The sequence below is a fragment of the Streptomyces sp. SD15 genome (genome assembly GCF_054462255.1).
The window spans coordinates 106,414-123,766 of sequence record NZ_JBTLMO010000004.1; the positions used below are offsets into that span (position 1 = coordinate 106,414).

Genomic DNA, 17,353 nt, shown 5'->3' on the forward strand with positions numbered 1-17,353 from the left:
CCACGGGCCGGTTTCATTGCTAGGCAGGAGTGAGTAGGACATGGGACTGACCGCACGGATTCGTACGCGGGACGGATGGGCCGTATCGCACGCGGTCGTCACGGTGACCGACATGACGGGCACGCAGGTGCTGCGGGCCGAGGCGGACGCGGAGGGCGCCGTACGGGACGCGAACGCACTCGCCCCCGGCGCGTACACCGTGATCGTCACCGCGGTCGGGTACGCGCCCGCGGCGTCCAGCGCGATCGTCACGGCGAGCGGACGGGCCGAGATCGGCACCGTGACGCTCGCCCGCCAAGGCGGCACCGAGCTGCCGCCGCCCGGACCGTGGGCCATCGACCCGGCACACTCGTCCGTCGGCGCGGTGGCGCAGCACCTGGGTATCTCCAGCGTGCACGGACGGTTCACCGAGTTCGCGGGCACGATCGAGATCGCCCCGGACGAGGTGGCCAAGTCCCGCGTCGAGGCGGTGATCCAGGCCGCCTCCATCGACACGGGCAACGGCATGCGCGACGGCCACCTGAGGTCACCGGACTTCCTGGACGTGGAGACGTACCCCGAGATCACCTACCGCTCGACGGGCCTGACCCCCGCCGGCTCCGACCGCTGGACCGTCCACGGCGAACTGACCATGCGTGGCGTCGTACGGCCGGTGGACCTGGACCTGGCGTACCTCGGCACGGGTGGGGACCCGTGGGGCGGCACGCGGGCGGCGTTCCGGGCGACGACGGAATTGCACCGCGAGGACTTCGCCATGAATTACAACCAGGTCGTCCAGGCGGGCATCTCGGCGATCGGCACGACGCTGAAGGTGGAGCTGGACGTCCAGGCGGTGCAACAGACGTGAGGTGAGGCGCCTCACAGGGGCGCGGGGCTGTGACATGGTGCGGCTCCGCCGCGTGGGCGCGACGGGCCACAAAGAACCCGCACCCGAACAACCACCCTCTACGCTCCCCCTATGGCACCGAACATCGCGACGAACACCCCCGTATCCCGCGAAGAACTACTCGACTTCGTACGCCCCCGTCACCGAGCCATCCTCCTCACCCGCCGCACCGACGGCAGCCCCCAGGGTTCTCCCCTGACCTGCGGGGTCGACGACGCCGGGCGGATCGTCGTCTCGACGTACCCCGAGCGCGCGAAGACCCGCAACGCCAAGCGGGACGAGCGGGTCAGCCTGATCGTCCTGAGCGACGAGTGGAACGGACCCTGGGTGCAGATCGACGGGACGGCCGAGGTCCTCGACTCGCCGGACTCCGTCGAGCCCCTGGTCGAGTACTACCGGAACATCGCGGGCGAGCACCCGGACTGGGACGAGTATCGGGAGGCGATGCTCAAGCAGGGCAAGTCGATCATCCGGGTCACGCCGGTGAAGTGGGGCCCGGTCGCGACCGGGGGCTTCCCGGCCCGGCTGGCAACCCAGGACTGACCAGCACCTGTCACCCGCCCTCACTGCGGGCGACCATGGACTCGATGCCCGCGATCAGGGTCTCCAGGGCGAAGGTGAAGTCGCGTTCGCGCATCTCCTCGACCGTGTCGCCGCCGCGGGCCTCCATGAGGTCCGCGGCGCTCTCGAGGAGGACCGCGAACTGCGGCTGTCCGCTGATCGAGCTCATGGCCTGGCGGAAGTACTCGTCCTGCGTCATGCCCGCCGCGGCGCAGCGCTGCACGAAGTGGCCCTCGATGGTGCCGAAGCCGTACACGAACTGGAAGACCGCCGAGAGCGCGCCCATCTGGCCGTACGGCGGCAGGCCGGTGGTGCGGACCACCTGCTGGACGCGGAGCGAGAAGGCCATGGAGTGCGGGCCGATGTTCAGGAAGGTGCCGCTGAGCGGGGACACCCAGGGGTGGCGGACCAGCAGCGCGCGGTAGCCGGTGGCGAGGGCGCGGAGCTGGTCGCGCCAGTCGACGCCGGACTCGGGGTCGGGCAGCTCCAGTTCGCCGTAGACCGCGTCCAGGGCGAGTTCGAGCAGGTCGTCCTTGGTGTCGACGTACCAGTACACGGACATCGCGGTGACGTTCAGCTCGGCGGCCAGCCGGCGCATGGAGAACTTCGCCATTCCCTCGGCGTCCAGGAGTCGCACCGTGGCCGCGGTGATCCGGTCCCGGTCGAGCCCCGACGGCTGACCGCCGCCGCGCGCCGTGCCGCCCCGGGGCGCCTTGCCCTCCAACCAGACGCTGGTCCGCGCCGGGCGCTCGGCCCGGTCGGCTGCCCTCACCATGGCGCACCTTCCTCGGAACGGTGGATCCCTGATGCTTCACAACGGGGGATCCCTGATGCTGATGCTAAGCGCGCCTCACGCGGAACCTGCCATCGCGGGGTCTGCCCTCCCCCAGTACTTAACGTCTGGGTGGTACCCCCACCGCACGCCGTAGCAACGCCGCGGCCAGCAGTCCACCGAGGAGTACGGCCACCGCTCCCACCAGCTGGCTGGTCTCCAGTCCCGACGAGAACGCGTCCGTGATCCGCCCGCGCTCCTGGGCCGAGTCCGCCGACGCGAGCGCCGCCGGCAGGGAGGCCGCCGCCAGCGGAATCAGCGCCGCGAAACGGGAGTTGAGCACCGCGCCGAGCACCGCCACGCCCAGCCCGTTACCGAACTCGGCGAGCGTGCCGTTGATGCCCGCGCCCACGCCCGCCTTCTCCGGCGGGATCGCGCTCATGATGGCGTACGCCATGGCGGGGTTGGCCACCGCGCAGCCCGCGCCGATGAGCAGGAGTCCGAGGAGTGTGCCGCCGTACCCGTGCCCGGTGAGCGTCGCGATCGACACCAGCCCGGCCGACATCGCCACCATGCCGAGCGCGATCGACACCGGTGTGCCGAGCCGCGCCGTCCACTTCGCCGACAGACCGGAGAAGTTCAGCGCCACGACCGTGAGCGCGAGCGGCGCCGTCCGCAGTCCGGCCTCCAACGGGCCGTACCCCAGGACGAATTGGAGGTGCTGGGTGAGCAGGAAGAGCGCGCCGCCCATGCCGAAGGTGATGAGCACCGCGCCCGCGACGGCCCCGGTGAAACGGCGGTCGCGGAAGAAGTGCAGGTCGAGCATCGGGTACGGGATCCGGCTCTCCCAGTACGCGAACCCGGCCAGCACCACCAGCGCGAGCGCCGCCGTGGCCAGGACTCGGACCGACGCCCAGCCGTGCTCGGGGCCGGAGATGATCGCGTACACGAGCGCGGTCATGCCGATGGTGGAGAGGAGGGCGCCGAGGAGGTCGGGCCGGTCCCCTCGCGGATTCTTTGATTCCGGTACGAGGGCCACCACCGCGGCGAGTGCCAGCGCCGCCACCGGGAGGTTCAGCAGGAAGATCGCGCCCCACCAGAAGTGGTTCAGCATGAAGCCGCCGAGGAGGGGGCCGGCGGCGAAGCCGAGCGCGTTGACGGCGCTCCAGATGCCGATGGCCTTCGGATGCTCGTCGGGGGTGAAGATCTGCATCGCGACGGCGAGCGTGGTGGTCAGCAGGAGCGCGCCGCCGACGCCCATGCCCGCCCGTGCGGCGATCAACTGGCCGGTGGAGTCGGCGAGTCCGGCCACCAGTGAGCCGATGCCGAACAGGACGAGCCCCGCGATCAGCATCTTCTTGCGGCCGTAGCGGTCGGCCGCGCTGCCCGCCGTGAGCAGCAGCCCTGACTGCACCAGCGAGTACGCGTTGATCATCCACTGGATGTCGGAGGTGGCGGCGCCCAGCTCCTGGGTGAGGGAGGGGATCGCGACGTTCAGCACGGTGTTGTCGAGCAGCACGGTGAGCTGCGCGAGGCAGATGACGCCGAGGATCAGCCAGCGCTGGGGATGCCCTTGGGAAGTCGACATGCTGTACACCGTAGAACACTTCCTATACGGCGTACAACGAGCGTACGACGAGGTGATCCCGCACCCCACGCGCAAAGGGCGGTGGCCCGGAGCGGGATCGCTCCGGGCCACCGCCCCTCACAAGGGTCCCTCGGTCAGCTCGTCGGCTGCGTCAGGTCGTAGAAGGTGGCCGAACCGACCGTCACCTTCGTGTAGTTGGCCTCGACCCACGAGGTGATCTGGGAAGAGGTGCCGGTGCTGCTGCCGCCCATGCCGCCGCCGCTGCTGCCGCTCGAGATGAAGTAGTGGATCTTGCCGTCCGTCACGTACTTCTTGAACTGGGCCAGCGTCGGGGACGGGTCGGTGCCGTTGAAGCCACCGATCGCCATCACCGGCTCGCCGGTGGCGAGCTGGTAACTCGCGGAGTTCTGGGCGCCGATGGCCGCGGCCGCCCAGGTGTAGTCCCCCGCGTTCTTCTGCAGCAGCTTCTTTGCCTCGGAGGTGACGGTCGCGCCGTTGAGCAGACCGCCCATGCCACCGCCGCCCATACCGCCGCCTTCGCCACCGCCCATGCCGCCGGGCATGCCGCCCTGCTGACCCTGCTGACCGTTCTGGGTGGAGCCGTTGCCCTGCTGGTTCTGGCCGCCGCCCGGGAAGCCGCCCATGCCGCCGCCCGTCGGGGGCTGGCCCATGCCGCCGCCCTGCGAGCCGTTCGGGGTGGTGCCGTTGCCGCCCTGCTGGGTGTTGCCGCCGCCGGGGAAGCCGCCGCGCATGCCACCGCCGCCACCGCCACCGGGACCGCCACCCATCATGCCGGCGCCGGACGGACCGGCCGTCACGATGGAACCGGTGTGCCCGGTGTTCACGGTGGACAGCGTGTACGCGGTCGGACCCGCGACCGAGGCCACGAAGCTCAACCCGACCGCCGCGAGGGCGAGCTGACGGCCCAGTTTGGCCGCGAAGATCAGGCCGAGCGCGCCGACCAGACCGCCGACGAGGACCAGCCACTTCAGCCAGGGCAGGTAGTCGGAGGTGCGGTTGAGGAGGACGTATCCCCAGGCCGCGGTCGCGGTGACCGCGCCTGCGAGGGTCAGCGAGGCCCAGATCCTGGACCGCTCCTCCCACAGCACCGTCGCGCCCATGCCGACGACGGCCGCGAGGTAGGGGGCCAGGGCCACCGTGTAGTACTGGTGGAAGATGCCGGCCATGTAGCTGAAGACGACCATGGTCATCAGCAGCGCCCCGCCCCAGGCGAGGAACGAGCCACGGACCAGGTCGGTGCGCTTGGCCTTGCGCGTGAGCACGATGCCCGCGACGAACAGGATCAGCGCGGCCGGCAGCAGCCAGGAGATCTGGCCGCCGATCTCGGAGTTGAACATCCGGTTCCAGCCGGTCTCGCCCCACTGGCCGGTGCCCCCGGCTCCGCCACCGCCGCCGACGCTGCCGGTCTCCTCGCCGTTGATACGGCCGAGCCCGTTGTAGCCGAAGGTCAGTTCAAGGAACGAGTTGTTCTGCGAGCCGCCGATGTACGGGCGCGACGACGCGGGCCACAGCTCCACGATCGCGACCCACCAGCCGCCGGAGACGACCATCGCGACCGCCGACAGCCCCAGCTGTCCGAACCGCTTCTTCAGCGCCACCGGCGCGCAGACCGCGTACAGCACGGCGAGCGGCGGCAGGATCAGGAAGGCCTGCAGGGTCTTGGCGAGGAAGGCGAAGCCGACCGCGACACCCGCCCAGACCAGCCACTTCGTCCGGCCGTCCGCAAGCCCGCGGATCACGCAGTAGACCGTGACGGTCATCAGCAGCGCGAGCATCGCGTCCGGGTTGTTGAACCGGAACATCAGCGCGGCGACGGGAGTGAGCGCGAGCACCGCACCCGCGATCAGACCGGCCGCGGGGCTGAACCGGCGGCGCACGGCCGCGTACAGGACGCCGACCGTGGCGACGCCCATCAGCACCTCGGGGACGAGGATCGCCCAGGAGCTGAGGCCGAAGATCCGCACCGCCAGGGCCATCGGCCACAGCGAGGCCGGGGGCTTGTCGACGGTGATGGCGTTGGCCGAGTCGAGCGAGCCGAAGAAGAAGGCCTTCCAGCTCTCGCTGCCGGCCTGGACGGCCGCGGAGTAGAAGGAGTTGGCGTAGCCGGAGGCGCTCAGGTTGTAGAGGTAGAGCACACCGGTGACGACGAGCAGGCCGAGGAAGGCGGGGCGCACCCAGCTCGGGTCCTCGGGCCGGCCGCGCCAGACGCGGCGCGCGAAGGGCTGCTTGGGCTCACCGGACTGCGGGGCCGCGGTGGGTGCGGCGGGCGCGGCGGGTGCGGCGGGCTCTTCCAGGGCTCTCGGCGGCCCCACGGAGGGACTCGCGTCCCCGGAGAGACTCGCGTCCCCCTGATAGCTCGTATCGGACTGAGTGGTCATCGTGCGTCCCTCGGGTCGTGATCGTGCGGGCGCACCGCCTGCAGCTGCATGGTTGCGTCCCCCCAGGTGCGGTTCGCGGCGTCACTGGCGCGGAACTCGTCGGTGCCGTGCGTGTGGTGGTACGGAGATTGCGTGGCCGCCGGGCGCTGCGGCAGCGGCGGGTGCTGGTGGCCGTGGGCCGCCGTCGTGTACGTGGCCGAGACCGGGTGGTGCGAGGCCGGGTGGTGCGAGGCCGGGTGGTGCGAGGCCGGGTGGTGCGACGCCACCACCGTGGACGGCGTCTCGTCACGCCGGTCCGGGAAGACCCAGGCCCGGAAGAGCAGGAACCGCAGCACGGTCGCCGCGAGGTTGGCGGCGATGAGCACCGCCAGTTCCGTGGAGTGCGAGGGGTCGGCCGTCGCCGCGCTCAGGGCGGTGAGCGAACCGCTGGTGAGGGCGAGACCGATACCGAAGACGACCAGGCCCTGCGCCTGGTGCCGGACGGCCCCGCCCCGGCCACGCACCCCGAAGGTCAGCCGCCGGTTGGCCGCGGTGTTGGCGACCGCCGAGACGAGCAGAGCGAGCGCGTTGGCGATCTGCGAGCCCGAGAACGACCGGAAGGCGCTGTAGAGCACCAGGTAGAAGAGGGTGGACAGGGCGCCCACCACGCAGAAGCCGACGAGCTGGCGGGCCAGTCCCGTGGGTACGTCGGTCAGGTCACGGTCGCGCGGGTCGTCCCCGAACGGGCGCGCGAGCCGGTCGAGCGGCAGCGACCCGGTGGCGAGGGCACGGCCGACGCGCCACACGCCCTTCAGGTCGTCGGTCGCGGTCTTCACGATGTGGACCGTCGAGTTCGGGTCGTCGACCCAGTCGACCGGCACCTCGTGGATGCGCAGTCCGGCGCGCTCGGCGAGCACCAGCATCTCGGTGTCGAAGAACCAGCCGGTGTCCTCGATCAGCGGCAGCAGGACCTGGGCGACATCGCGGCGGATCGCCTTGAAGCCGCACTGCGCGTCCGAGAAGCGGGCCTGCAGCGAACCGCGCAGGATGAGGTTGTACGTGCGACTGATGAACTCCCGCTTGGCGCCGCGCACCACGCGCGAACTCCTCGCCAGCCGGGAGCCGATCGCCAGGTCCGAGTGGCCCGAGATCAGCGGGGCCACCAGCGGCAGCAGGGCGTTGAGGTCGGTGGACAGGTCCACGTCCATGTAGGCCAGGATCGGAGCGTCCGAGGCCGACCACACGGTGCGCAGGGCGCGGCCGCGACCCTTCTGCTCAAGCCGGAAGGACCGGACCTCCGGGATCTCCGACTCCAGCCGTGCGGCCACCTGGGGGGTGGTGTCCGTCGACGCGTTGTCCGCGACCGTGATGCGGAACGCGTACGGGAAGGTGCGCTTGAGGTGATCGTGCAGTCTCACCACACACGGCTGGAGGTCCTTCTCCTCGTTGTAGACGGGGATCACTACGTCCAGGACAGGCGTACCGGCATTTCCGGCCGGGAGGTGCTCCCGCGCCGGCAGGTTGCCGGGAGAAGAGTCGGTTCGCATGGGAACGACTCTGTTCAAGCCCCCTGTTGCACCCATGTGGTGGCACTGTGCTGCGCCTGTGAGTGCAGTTGCGCCTTTGTTTCCATCGTTTCCACGAGGGGTTCGACGGGGAGCGCGGGCAGGTGCAGGGTGAACACGGTCCTGCCGGGCATGCTGTCGACGGTCACCGCACCGCCGTGCGCGGACGCGACGGCCTGGACGATGGCGAGCCCGAGACCGGTCGAGCCGGAGGAGCGGGAGCGCGAGGAGTCGCCGCGCGCGAAGCGTTCGAAGACGCGCGGGAGCAGGTCGGGCGGGATACCGGGGCCGTCGTCCTGGACGTCCACGCACAGCCACGGACCGTGCCGGTGCACGCGCGCGGTGACCGTCGTACCGGGTGGGGTGTGCGTTCTGGCGTTCGCGAACAGATTGACCATGACCTGTTGCAGCCGCGCCGCGTCCGCCAGTACGAGCGCGGGCTCGTCCGGCAGTTCGAGGCGCCAGTTGTGATCGCGCCCGGCCGCCCGCGCGTCGCTCACCGCGTCGATGACGAGCGGTACGAGGTCGGTGTTGTCGTACTGGAGCGGGCGTCCGGCGTCGAGCCGCGCGAGCAGCAGGAGGTCCTCCACCAGCCCGGTCATCCGGCTGGCCTCGGACTCGATCCGGCCGAGGGCATGCCGGGTGTCGGGCCCGGTCTCCTCACGTCCGCGTCGGGTCAGCTCGGCGTACCCACGGATCGACGCCAGCGGCGTACGCAGCTCATGACTCGCGTCCGCGACGAACTGACGTACCCGCATCTCGCTCTGCTGGCGCGCGTGCAGGGCGCCGTGGATGTGGTCCAGCATCCGGTTGAGCGCGGCGCCGACCTGGCCGACCTCGGTGTGCGGGTCGGACTCGGACTCGGGGACACGCTCGTAGAGGGTGACCTCACCGGTGTGGAGGGGGAGTTCGGAGACGCGGGTGGCGGTGGACGCGACCTTGCGCAGGGGGCGCAGGGCGACACCGACGAGGACGCTGCCCGCGATGCCGGCGGCGATGAGACCGGCACCGGTGACGCTGATCTCGACGAGGATCAGGGTGTCGATGGTGTTGGTGACGGACTCGGTGGGGATCGCGACGTAGTAGGCGCCCCTGGCGCCTTCCTGGTACTTGACGCGGTACTCGCCGAGGCCGGGGAGGTCCACGCTGTGCACGCCGGTCCTCGAGACGGAGCCGAGCGCCGCCCGTTGGACCGCGGTGAGGTCCTGGGCGGTCATGCTGTCGAAGCCGCCGGTGCTGGCGGCCTTCTCCTTCTTGATCTTCGCCTCGGTGATCCCGCCGTTCTCCACGACGGCGGCGATCGTGTTGACCTCGTTCGGTCCCCGGGTGAGGAAGGTGAAGGGGTCGCTCGTCGCAGAGGCGTCTTCGCCGTTCCCGCCGTCCGGCGGACTGTCGGCCGGGCCCTCGCCGTCCGGCTTCACGGGGCCGCCGGCCGCCCGCATGGCGGTCTCGTCCAGCGTCCTGTCCAGCTGCTTGAACAGGTGCTGCCCCAGCGCGATGGTCGTCACCGTGCCGATCACGGCGCAGACCACGGCGATCAGGGTGACCGCGGAGACGACCAACCGCGTCCGCAGTGTGCGCGGCTGTCGTCCTCGCCTCTGCTTACGCGGCCGTCGTCGCCCGCTCATGACGCCGCAGGCTTGATCAGGTAACCGGCTCCGCGCCGGGTGTGGATCATCGGCTCACGTCCCGCGTCGATCTTCCGACGCAGGTACGAGATATAGAGCTCGACGACATTGGCCTGGCCGCCGAAGTCGTACGACCACACGCGGTCGAGTATCTGCGCCTTGCTGAGCACACGCCGGGGATTACGCATGAGGAACCGCAGGAGTTCGAACTCCGTGGCGGTGAGGTGGATGTTGTCACCGGCCCGGGACACCTCGTGGCTGTCCTCGTCGAGGGTGAGATCACCGACGACCAGCACGGAGTCGGAGCGCCGGTCGGCGGCACCGGAACGGCGGATGAGCCCGCGCAGCCGGGCCACGACCTCTTCGAGGCTGAACGGCTTGGTGACGTAGTCGTCGCCGCCGGCCGTCAGTCCCGCGATGCGGTCCTCGACGGCGTCCTTGGCGGTCAGGAAGAGGACCGGTACCTCGGGCAGCTCGCGCCGCAGCCGACCGAGGACGGTCAGCCCGTCCATGTCCGGGAGCATCATGTCGAGCACCACGGCGTCGGGCCGGAACTCGCGCGCGGTCTGCACCGCACCCGTCCCGTCACCCGCGCTGCGGATCTGCCAGCCTTCATAGCGAAGGGCCATGGACAACAGCTCGGTGATCGACAACTCGTCGTCCACCACCAGCACGCGGACGGGGCTCCCGTCCGGCCTCAGCAGTTCGGTGCGCCCCTGGGGCGAGGTCGTGGTCATAGCGGACACCTTGGCGGGGTCCTCTGAGAGCATGCTTTCGGGAACCTGTGATTTCCCTGAGAAACCCACAGGTGCCTCTCAGGGAACTCCTGGGAAGATCACGAGGTTCCCCGGGGGCACTCACTCAGGAAGCGATCTCGAAGAGGTGAGCGCCGTTCTCTTGACGTGCGGTCGGTGTGTGCGGACTTCGAGTGCGAGCTGGTGCAAGTTCAACGGCGAGGACAACCACGTCCACCTCCTGGTGAACTTCCCGCCCAACCTGTCTGGCGACTGAAACCCGTCGGCCGTCAGCCGTCAGCCGTCAGAAGAGTCCGTCCTGCGTCACCCCCATCCCCGCACCCCCGATCCCCCCGATCCCCCCGACTCCGAACTCCCTGACCGGCACGGTCACTTCGTGTTGATCCACGGCAGTCAACTCCCACCCCGTCATGAGCCGCGTATCGAGAACGACCACCCCACGCCCGGTCGCCAGATGCAGATCGGGCCCGGCGGCAGCAACCAGCTCACCGCTCACCTCACCACCCCCGACCAGCTCGCTCACGAAGCCGACGGCGGCCGGAAGACCCCGCAGCCCGAACACCCCGAAGTGATCCACGACCTGGAACGGCGCGCGCTCCAGGGACTCGGGCCAGCCGTCGAGCAGCCCCACACGAGCGTGCAGCTCCCGAATCTCGGCGACCCGCTCTTCCGCCCCCGGCAACCTCGCCCGCACCGCCCGCTTGTCGGCGTACGGAATCCGGTCCGGCACCTTGAGCGCGGCCCGCAGCAACTCCTCGGCCCGCCGGGCGGCCATCAAGGGCCCCTGCCCCAGCCAGCTGAAGGTGACGGCACCCTGCTCCAACAGCCGCGCGGACCCTCTCTCGACCCCGGTGATCCCGACCTTCACCATCCCGGGCCCGAACCACGCGAGATACACGCGGTACGGTCTCGGATCGTCGGCCATCGTGTCGGCGGCGACGGAGTGCGCCCGGTCCAGCCGCGCGCATTCCTCGCACCGGGCCCCCGTACTCCGCCCTGAGACGCCTGCCCGCACGGGGCACGCGTTACCCCGCGCCCCCACACACGTCCGTACGCCCCCGTCCACCACCCCAAAGGCCACCCGCTTCCCCCAGGACAGCGCACTGCCCCGCGCACCGCTCCAGCGCAACACCGGGCCGTCCGCCGACCACCGCAGCCCCGAACATCTCCACGCCTGTGCCATCACTCAAAAGCGTAGGGGCTGCCACTGACAACGGCGGCGGACGACCGGGTCCGCCGCCACCACTGCCGTCGTCAGACAACGGGCTCCGTCGCCTGCTCACCCCGCACGGCGACGTCGGTCACGACCGCGGGCCGCCCCCACCGCCCGGCACCCGACGCACCCCGGATGCCCGTCCCGCGCACCGCGATCCCTGACCCGCCACCCCCGCTCCGCGACGGGCCGACGCCCGGGCGGCTTGCCCCACCCCGCGAGATGGAGCACCCAGGTGACCACCACCCCGATCACCACGACCGCCAGCCCGCCCCACACCCCCAGGGCGTCCCCCACGCAGAGCCCCACTCCGCTCCACGCCGCCCCCACGCTGGCGATCCCGAACCCGGCCCACCCGGCGAGGGTGTGCCCTTCGTCGTGCTGATGTGCGCTCACGTATCTGCCTCCCTGGAAACGAGACGACCGAGACCACCAAGATGAACCAGATGAACGAAACAGAACAGAAGGCCATGGAAAAGCCCCGCTCCGATGATCGGAACGGAGCTCTTGCCTGTGCGCACTCAGAAGGGAGGCGAGTCCGGTTGGGAAGGTGCGCGATTGGCACCCTTGAGCAGGTTGATGATCCGCTCATGGGTGTCTCCGACTCGATCAACTACCTGCACTTTGACGAATACGTTCTCCACCTCGCTCATGGCCTCCTCCGTGAACCAGCCCAGGAACATCAACTGTTCCCCTGGGATAGGCCGGCCAGGTCCTATGAGGTCGAGGGCAAAATCTCGCCTGCTCAGGAGCGCTCGGCTTTCCATCGAGTCCACCGCCGCCTGATGGGTCATCCAGTCCGAAGAGTCAGCGGCACCGCCCCGGGCCTTCGCGGTGGACGTGTAGGTGACCCAGTAGCTCAGGTGCGTCGTAACAGCCACGTCCTGGCCGCCGTTGAACAAGTGGCACGCCCAAGCCAATCGGCTGTCCGGGGCCATGCCGTCAATGACGCGGCCGAAGTAGCCGATAGCGGGTCTGACGGTGCGCGCGTACTGGGCACGAGCCAGAGATGCCCCGCCCGTGGCGAGGACGGCCGCCGTCGCGCTCTGGATGTCCAGAAGCTTGAGCTTCCACGGCCAGTCACGGGTAACTCGCTGAGGGAGGTTCTCCCGGACCAGGGTGTAGCAGAGGAGCAACACCGCGAGCCCTACGAGTACCAGCAGGAACTTTGAGAACAGCCCGTTCCGGTGGACCACGCGCTGCGTCGTCTCCATGCCCCCACCCCAGTCGCCCCGCCTAGTTGATCAAACTCTAGGGAGCAATCTTGGATGGAGACAGAGGGCGTGGACGCTTGAGTACTGCGGCGCGCTGGGTGACGACTGTGAGAGCGCCGACACCCCGTTGCTGTACTTCCCTGCTGTACGACCCGAAAACGCCAGGGGCCCCGGATCTCTCCGGGGCCCCTGGTCTGTGTGCACTCGGCAGGATTCGAACCTGCAACCTTCTGATCCGTAGGCGCGTGCAGCACCATCACGAACCGCTCGCCTGCTGGAATCTGTCGGCTCGTCCACCCATCACGGGCGTGCCACGGTGCGCGGTTGTACGCCTCTGTTGATGTCAGCTACTGATGTCACGCAACATGTCCCGTTCGGGGGCGGCTGCTGGGTTGCGGTACTTCACTGCTGTACGCCTGCCTCTGGACTCGGCTCCGCGTGCGAGCAGGAGTACTCGCCTCGGATGGACAAAGCGTTGAAACGGGCCTCGTGCGTTGGTCGCCGCTGCGACGAGGGATGTGCCGGGGCCCGTTTCTGATGTTCGTCGATCAGGCCGGAGGCGTGTGGGGTGGGTCAGAAGCAGCCGGGTCCGATGGAGGGGTTGAAGCAGGCGTTGGAGCCGGGGCCGCCGTCGTTGGTGTTGGTGCCGGGGCCACCGAAGAGCGCGTCGTTGCCGGGACCGCCGAAGAGGGCGTCGTTGCCGTTGTTGCCGTTCAGGTTGTCGGTGCCGTTGCCACCTTCGATGCGGTCGTTGCCGTCGCCGCCGGACAGCACGTCGTTGCCGTCGCCGCCGCAGATGAGGTCGTTGCCACCGCGGCCGTCGACCACGTCGTTGCCGCCGAGAGCGAAGATCACGTCATTGCCGGAAGTGCCGATCAGGATGTTGTTGCCGTTGGTGCCGGTGATGGTGGCCGTGGCGGTCGCGCAGGTCAGCGCCGGCGCCGGAGGGGGCACGACCCCGATCGCCACCCCGAACGGGAGGTCGTCGACGGGGACGGTGGCCACGACGGTGTTGGTGGCGGTGTTGATCACGGACACCGTGTCGTCGTTGGCGTTGGTGACGTAGGCGCGGGTGCCGTCCGGCGACACCGCCACCTCTCGAGGCGCATCGCCGACGGGGATGGTGGCCACGACGGTGTTGGTGGCGGTGTTGATCACGGACACCGTGTCGTCGTTGGCGTTGGTGACGTAGGCGCGGGTGCCGTCCGGCGACACCGCCACCCCCTGGGGCACATCGCCGACGGGGATGGTGGCGACGACCGTGTTCGTGTTCGTGTTGATCACGGACACCGTGTCGTCGTCGGAATTGGTGATGTAGGCGCGGGTGCCGTTCGGCGACACCGCCACCCCGAACGGGAAGTCGCCGACGGGGATGGTGGCGACGACCGTGTTCGTGTTCGTGTTGATCACGGACACCGTGTCGTCGTCGGAATTGGTGATGTAGGCGCGGGTGCCGTTCGGCGACACTGCCACCCCGATGGGAGCATCGCCGACGGGGATGGTGGCGACGACCGTGTTGGTGTTCGTGTTGATCACGGACACCGTGTTGGCGCTGAAGTTGGTGACGTAGGCGCGGGTGCCGTCCGGCGACACCGCCACCCCCAGGGGCTCAAGGCCGACGGGGACGGTGGCGACGACCGTGTCGGTCGCGGTGTTGATCACGGACACCGTGTCATCGGCGCGGTTAGTGACGTAGGCGCGGGTGCCGTCCGGCGACACCGCCACTCCCCACGGCGCATCGCCGACGGGAACCGTGACCACCACCGTGTTCGTCGCTGTGTTGATCACCGACACCGTGTCATCGTTGAAGTTGGCGACGTAGGCGTAGGTGCCGGGCGGCACGGCCTGGGCGGGCTGCGGGGCCACCATGGGCAGGGCCAGGCCGGCCACTAGGACGAGACCTGCCACCAGCGCCCGCAGCAACCCACCCCACCACGAGCGACGCACTCGAAGACCAGGCGGCGCCGACGACGGGAGGGCCTCCTGCGCGCCCACCCCCCTCACGGTTTGACAGATAGTCACAGCAATCCTCCCGACCGGGCTGACAGAATGGACATATTATGACAGTTCGCCACATTCAATATGGCGGGGACACGCGACCGCCCCGACCATGGGCCGGGGCGGTCGCCTGGACGTTCGTGCGCCCCACCGAGACCGCACCCGGTCCGGTGCCGCGACTGAACCGGAGGATCCGGGGCACGGAGGCGGGCGACTGGACCCAGGCACGGTGAGCACGACGGGCCGGGAGGGGCACCCTCCGCCGACAATCACTCGGCAGGGGGGAGGCTCAGGAATTCGTTGATCCGGCGCAGGGTGGCGCACCCACAACGCTTACGCACGTGCCGTACGTGCCTGACGATCCCTCGGATACCCGTAAGGCATGTACGAAAACGGCCACTTGCCCTACATGCCTGCTGCCTCGCTGGCACCCGAGATAACCACGGTGCTGCTGATCCTGGGAGTGTCCGAGCGTGCCGTGATGGGGCTCATGGGCTGGTCGTCCACGGCCATGGCCGCGCGGTACCAGCACATGGTCGACACGGTCCGCACCAATATCGCCCGACAGGGCGGCGGACTCATCTGGAAGCCGGACGGAGCATGGCACGGACGACGACGATGACGGGCTCGCCGGGGCCCTCGTGAAGGCCCAACTGAGACGGAAACTGAGACGGAGAACGATGAAGGGGCGGTCCCAATCGGGCCCACCCCTTCATCTACCAGCGGTAGCGGAGGGATTTGAACCCTCGGTGACGGGTTACGCCACACTCGCTTTCGAGGTCTGTTCGTGCTGGTCAGAGCGTGATCCAGAGTCGTTCAGCCTTGTTCATCCTCGTACTCTCGGCCGTCGCGTGAACCGCTGTGGACGTCGTCGGACGAGGGTGAATGAGACGTCTGAGAACGTCGTTCACCTCCACAAGCCCACCGACCCCCCGACCGGCGAGACGGCGCCGACCGTGCTCACCGTGGTGCCGGACGCGCCGCCGGCGCCGCCCGTTCCCCTGTGGGTGCGCTCCGGGCGTGCGGTGAAGTCGGCCGTCACGCATGAGTCGACCCGGGCGCCGGTCCGGGCGGTCGCCCGGCACGGGTCCTACACGTTCAACGGGGGCCGGATCGTGGCCCGCCGCACCTGGGACGGCAAGACCGGCGCCCGCTACGAACGCATGATCCGCGCCGCCGAAGCCGCGGGGAATCTGGAAGCGGCGGAGGAGTGGGAGGAGCGCCTGACACGCTTCCGTGCGGCCCGCCATCACCGCCGCATGGACCTGCTCCACTCGCCCCTGGAAGCCGCCAAGGGCGTCGCGGTCGGCGCCGGTATGAGCGTCGGTGTGCTGGTCGCCCTCGGTGTCGTGATGGCGATCAACTCGGGCGAGGTGCGGGACGTGGTCACCCCGCTGTCCGCGACCATCGACTTCATCGCCCTGCTGATCCGGATCGTGCAGATCGTGTGGGGACCGGCGCTCACCATAGGCCCGTTCCTCGCGCTGCTGGCCCTGTGGTCGGTCGGCCGCAAACAGCACGCCGCACCCGCGTGGGCGCTCCCCGCGAACGTCCGCAACGGTGAGGGTGAGCCGATCACCCCGTCCATCGTGGTCAAGGCCCTGCGCGATCTCGGCGTCCCGGCCCTGCGCAACGCCATCAAGGAGATGGGCGACGCCGGCGCGTCCATGCTCGGACCGATCCGGATCGCCGGATGCGGTGTCGAGGTGGACGTGACCCTGCCCTCCGGGGTGGCGACGAACGAGGTGCAGCAGCGCCGCCGGAAGCTCGCCGAGAACCTGACCCGGCATGAGCACGAAGTGTTCATCACGATCCCGGAGGCGGCCCGCACGGTCCGGCTGTGGATCGCCGATTCCGGGGCGCTGGACGAACCGATCGGCCCCTCTCCGCTGGTCACCGACGAGACGATGACCGCGAACTACAAGACCGGCAAGGCCCCGTGGGGGCAGGACCTGCGCGGCGACGCCGCCGCGATCAGCCTGTATCAGCGGCACCTGCTGGTCACGGGCCTGTCCAACCAGGGCAAGACCGCCGCCCTGCGCGCCCTCGCCCTGTGGCTGGCGCTTGACCGGTCGGTGCAGTTCTGGATCGCCGACCTGAAGGGCATCGGCGACTGGGCCATGTTCGAGGGCATCGCGCAGGTACTGATCGAGGGCCCCTCCGACGAGCACGTCATCCAGGCGACCGAGATGGTCGAGGACGCGGTCGAGGAGATGAACCGGCGGATCGAGGCACGCCGCAAGGACCCGAGCATCGTGTTCGAGCCGCTGATCGTGCTGGTGGATGAGGCGCAGTTGGCGTTCATGTGCCCGGTCGTCGGCGACGACAAGCGGCCCTACGGCGGCTCCAAGGCCACGTCCCGGTACTTCATGGCCGTCCGCAAGGTCCACAACCAGGGCCGTGCGGTCGACGTGCTGATGTGGCAGGGCACGCAGGACCCCACCGACCAGAACCTTCCCAAGCTGGTCCGGGAAGGCGCCCACACCCGCGCCTCCCTCTGGGCACGGAGTCGCAGGCCCGGATGGCGCTGGGCGACAAGGCCGTGGACGGCGGCGCCGCCCCGCACCTGCTGCGCCAGGGTCTGGACAAGGGAACCCTGGTCGTCGCTTCGGACGGCATCACGATCCCCGCCGGGCAGGCGTCCATCACGGTGCGGACCCACTTCATCGACGAGGACCCGGCCAAGGGGGTCGCCGACCGGGCCAAGGCCCTGCGCGACGGCGTCACCACCCTGCGCGTGGTCGACCAGGGCGAGGAGCGGGACGCACTCGCGAAAACACCCTTTTAGGGAGGCG

The 17,353-nt window shown here is 69.6% G+C and carries 12 protein-coding genes and 2 pseudogenes; 4 read left to right on the top strand and 10 right to left on the bottom strand.

Annotated features, from left to right (window positions below; all coding sequences use genetic code 11):
• Nucleotides 1-40 precede the first annotated feature (40 nt).
• Together ACX28W_RS05520 and ACX28W_RS05525 are read left to right on the top strand one after the other, a co-directional pair.
• Nucleotides 41-847, top strand: coding sequence for a YceI family protein (locus tag ACX28W_RS05520; protein WP_458997611.1), 807 nt, complete (start codon nt 41-43; stop codon nt 845-847).
• A gap of 111 nt (nt 848-958) precedes the next feature.
• On the top strand, nt 959-1,429 hold the full coding sequence (locus tag ACX28W_RS05525) for a PPOX class F420-dependent oxidoreductase (protein WP_458997612.1): 471 nt from the start codon (nt 959-961) through the stop codon (nt 1,427-1,429).
• A 10-nt stretch (nt 1,430-1,439) separates the two neighbouring features.
• Here ACX28W_RS05525 and ACX28W_RS05530 read toward each other — a convergent pair whose 3' ends face one another.
• From ACX28W_RS05530 to ACX28W_RS05575, 10 genes are all read right to left on the bottom strand, one after another.
• Nucleotides 1,440-2,222 carry a TetR/AcrR family transcriptional regulator gene (locus tag ACX28W_RS05530; RefSeq protein ID WP_458997613.1) on the bottom strand — a complete coding sequence of 261 codons (783 nt, stop codon included), beginning with the start codon at nt 2,220-2,222 and terminating at the stop codon, nt 1,440-1,442.
• Nucleotides 2,223-2,340: 118 nt separating this feature from the next.
• Nucleotides 2,341-3,807, bottom strand: a complete 1,467-nt coding sequence (locus ACX28W_RS05535) for an MFS transporter (RefSeq protein WP_458997614.1) — start codon at nt 3,805-3,807, stop codon at nt 2,341-2,343.
• A 134-nt stretch (nt 3,808-3,941) separates the two neighbouring features.
• Nucleotides 3,942-6,206 carry an ArnT family glycosyltransferase gene (locus tag ACX28W_RS05540; protein ID WP_458997615.1) on the bottom strand — a complete coding sequence of 755 codons (2,265 nt, stop codon included), beginning with the start codon at nt 6,204-6,206 and terminating at the stop codon, nt 3,942-3,944.
• The gene (locus tag ACX28W_RS05545; RefSeq protein WP_458997616.1) at nt 6,203-7,732 is read right to left on the bottom strand and encodes a bifunctional glycosyltransferase family 2/GtrA family protein; all 1,530 of its coding nucleotides are present in this window, start codon (nt 7,730-7,732) and stop codon (nt 6,203-6,205) included. Before ACX28W_RS05545 ends, ACX28W_RS05540 begins: the two co-directional genes overlap by 4 nt.
• Before the next feature lie 14 nt (nt 7,733-7,746).
• A complete protein-coding gene (locus ACX28W_RS05550; protein WP_458997617.1) occupies nt 7,747-9,378 on the bottom strand; it encodes a sensor histidine kinase in 1,632 nt (543 codons plus the stop codon).
• Nucleotides 9,375-10,115 carry a response regulator transcription factor gene (locus ACX28W_RS05555; protein WP_458997618.1) on the bottom strand — a complete coding sequence of 247 codons (741 nt, stop codon included), beginning with the start codon at nt 10,113-10,115 and terminating at the stop codon, nt 9,375-9,377. The genes ACX28W_RS05550 and ACX28W_RS05555 overlap by 4 nt, the downstream gene beginning before the upstream one ends.
• A gap of 301 nt (nt 10,116-10,416) precedes the next feature.
• On the bottom strand, nt 10,417-11,316 hold the full coding sequence (locus ACX28W_RS05560; protein ID WP_458997619.1) for a DUF2797 domain-containing protein: 900 nt from the start codon (nt 11,314-11,316) through the stop codon (nt 10,417-10,419).
• A gap of 96 nt (nt 11,317-11,412) precedes the next feature.
• On the bottom strand, nt 11,413-11,742 hold the full coding sequence (locus ACX28W_RS05565) for an HGxxPAAW family protein (RefSeq protein WP_458997620.1): 330 nt from the start codon (nt 11,740-11,742) through the stop codon (nt 11,413-11,415).
• 125 nt (nt 11,743-11,867) lie between these two features.
• Nucleotides 11,868-12,560: a hypothetical protein gene (locus ACX28W_RS05570; RefSeq protein ID WP_458997621.1), complete on the bottom strand. Its 693-nt coding sequence runs from the start codon at nt 12,558-12,560 to the stop codon at nt 11,868-11,870.
• Nucleotides 12,561-13,133: 573 nt separating this feature from the next.
• On the bottom strand, nt 13,134-14,555 hold the full coding sequence (locus ACX28W_RS05575) for a YVTN family beta-propeller repeat protein (protein ID WP_458997622.1): 1,422 nt from the start codon (nt 14,553-14,555) through the stop codon (nt 13,134-13,136).
• A 445-nt stretch (nt 14,556-15,000) separates the two neighbouring features.
• On the opposite strand from ACX28W_RS05575, the pseudogene ACX28W_RS05580 reads away from it, so the two are divergent.
• Both ACX28W_RS05580 and ACX28W_RS05585 read left to right on the top strand, forming a co-directional pair.
• Nucleotides 15,001-15,202: pseudogene (locus ACX28W_RS05580) on the top strand (site-specific integrase); the annotation flags it as partial.
• Nucleotides 15,203-15,439: 237 nt separating this feature from the next.
• A pseudogene (locus ACX28W_RS05585) lies at nt 15,440-17,331 on the top strand (FtsK/SpoIIIE domain-containing protein); the annotation flags it as partial.
• Nucleotides 17,332-17,353: the final 22 nt, after the last annotated feature.

What these genes read in the sequence shown, in the direction of transcription:
- ACX28W_RS05545 (WP_458997616.1), bottom strand. Translation starts at nt 7,732, where the DNA reads ATGCGAACCGACTCTTCTCCCGGCAACCTGCCGGCGCGGGAGCACCTC.
- ACX28W_RS05535 (WP_458997614.1), bottom strand. Translation starts at nt 3,807, where the DNA reads ATGTCGACTTCCCAAGGGCATCCCCAGCGCTGGCTGATCCTCGGCGTC.
- ACX28W_RS05540 (WP_458997615.1), bottom strand. Translation starts at nt 6,206, where the DNA reads ATGACCACTCAGTCCGATACGAGCTATCAGGGGGACGCGAGTCTCTCC.
- ACX28W_RS05560 (WP_458997619.1), bottom strand. Translation starts at nt 11,316, where the DNA reads ATGGCACAGGCGTGGAGATGTTCGGGGCTGCGGTGGTCGGCGGACGGC.
- ACX28W_RS05555 (WP_458997618.1), bottom strand. Translation starts at nt 10,115, where the DNA reads ATGACCACGACCTCGCCCCAGGGGCGCACCGAACTGCTGAGGCCGGAC.
- ACX28W_RS05570 (WP_458997621.1), bottom strand. Translation starts at nt 12,560, where the DNA reads ATGGAGACGACGCAGCGCGTGGTCCACCGGAACGGGCTGTTCTCAAAG.
- ACX28W_RS05550 (WP_458997617.1), bottom strand. Translation starts at nt 9,378, where the DNA reads ATGAGCGGGCGACGACGGCCGCGTAAGCAGAGGCGAGGACGACAGCCG.
- ACX28W_RS05520 (WP_458997611.1), top strand. Translation starts at nt 41, where the DNA reads ATGGGACTGACCGCACGGATTCGTACGCGGGACGGATGGGCCGTATCG.
- ACX28W_RS05525 (WP_458997612.1), top strand. Translation starts at nt 959, where the DNA reads ATGGCACCGAACATCGCGACGAACACCCCCGTATCCCGCGAAGAACTA.
- ACX28W_RS05530 (WP_458997613.1), bottom strand. Translation starts at nt 2,222, where the DNA reads ATGGTGAGGGCAGCCGACCGGGCCGAGCGCCCGGCGCGGACCAGCGTC.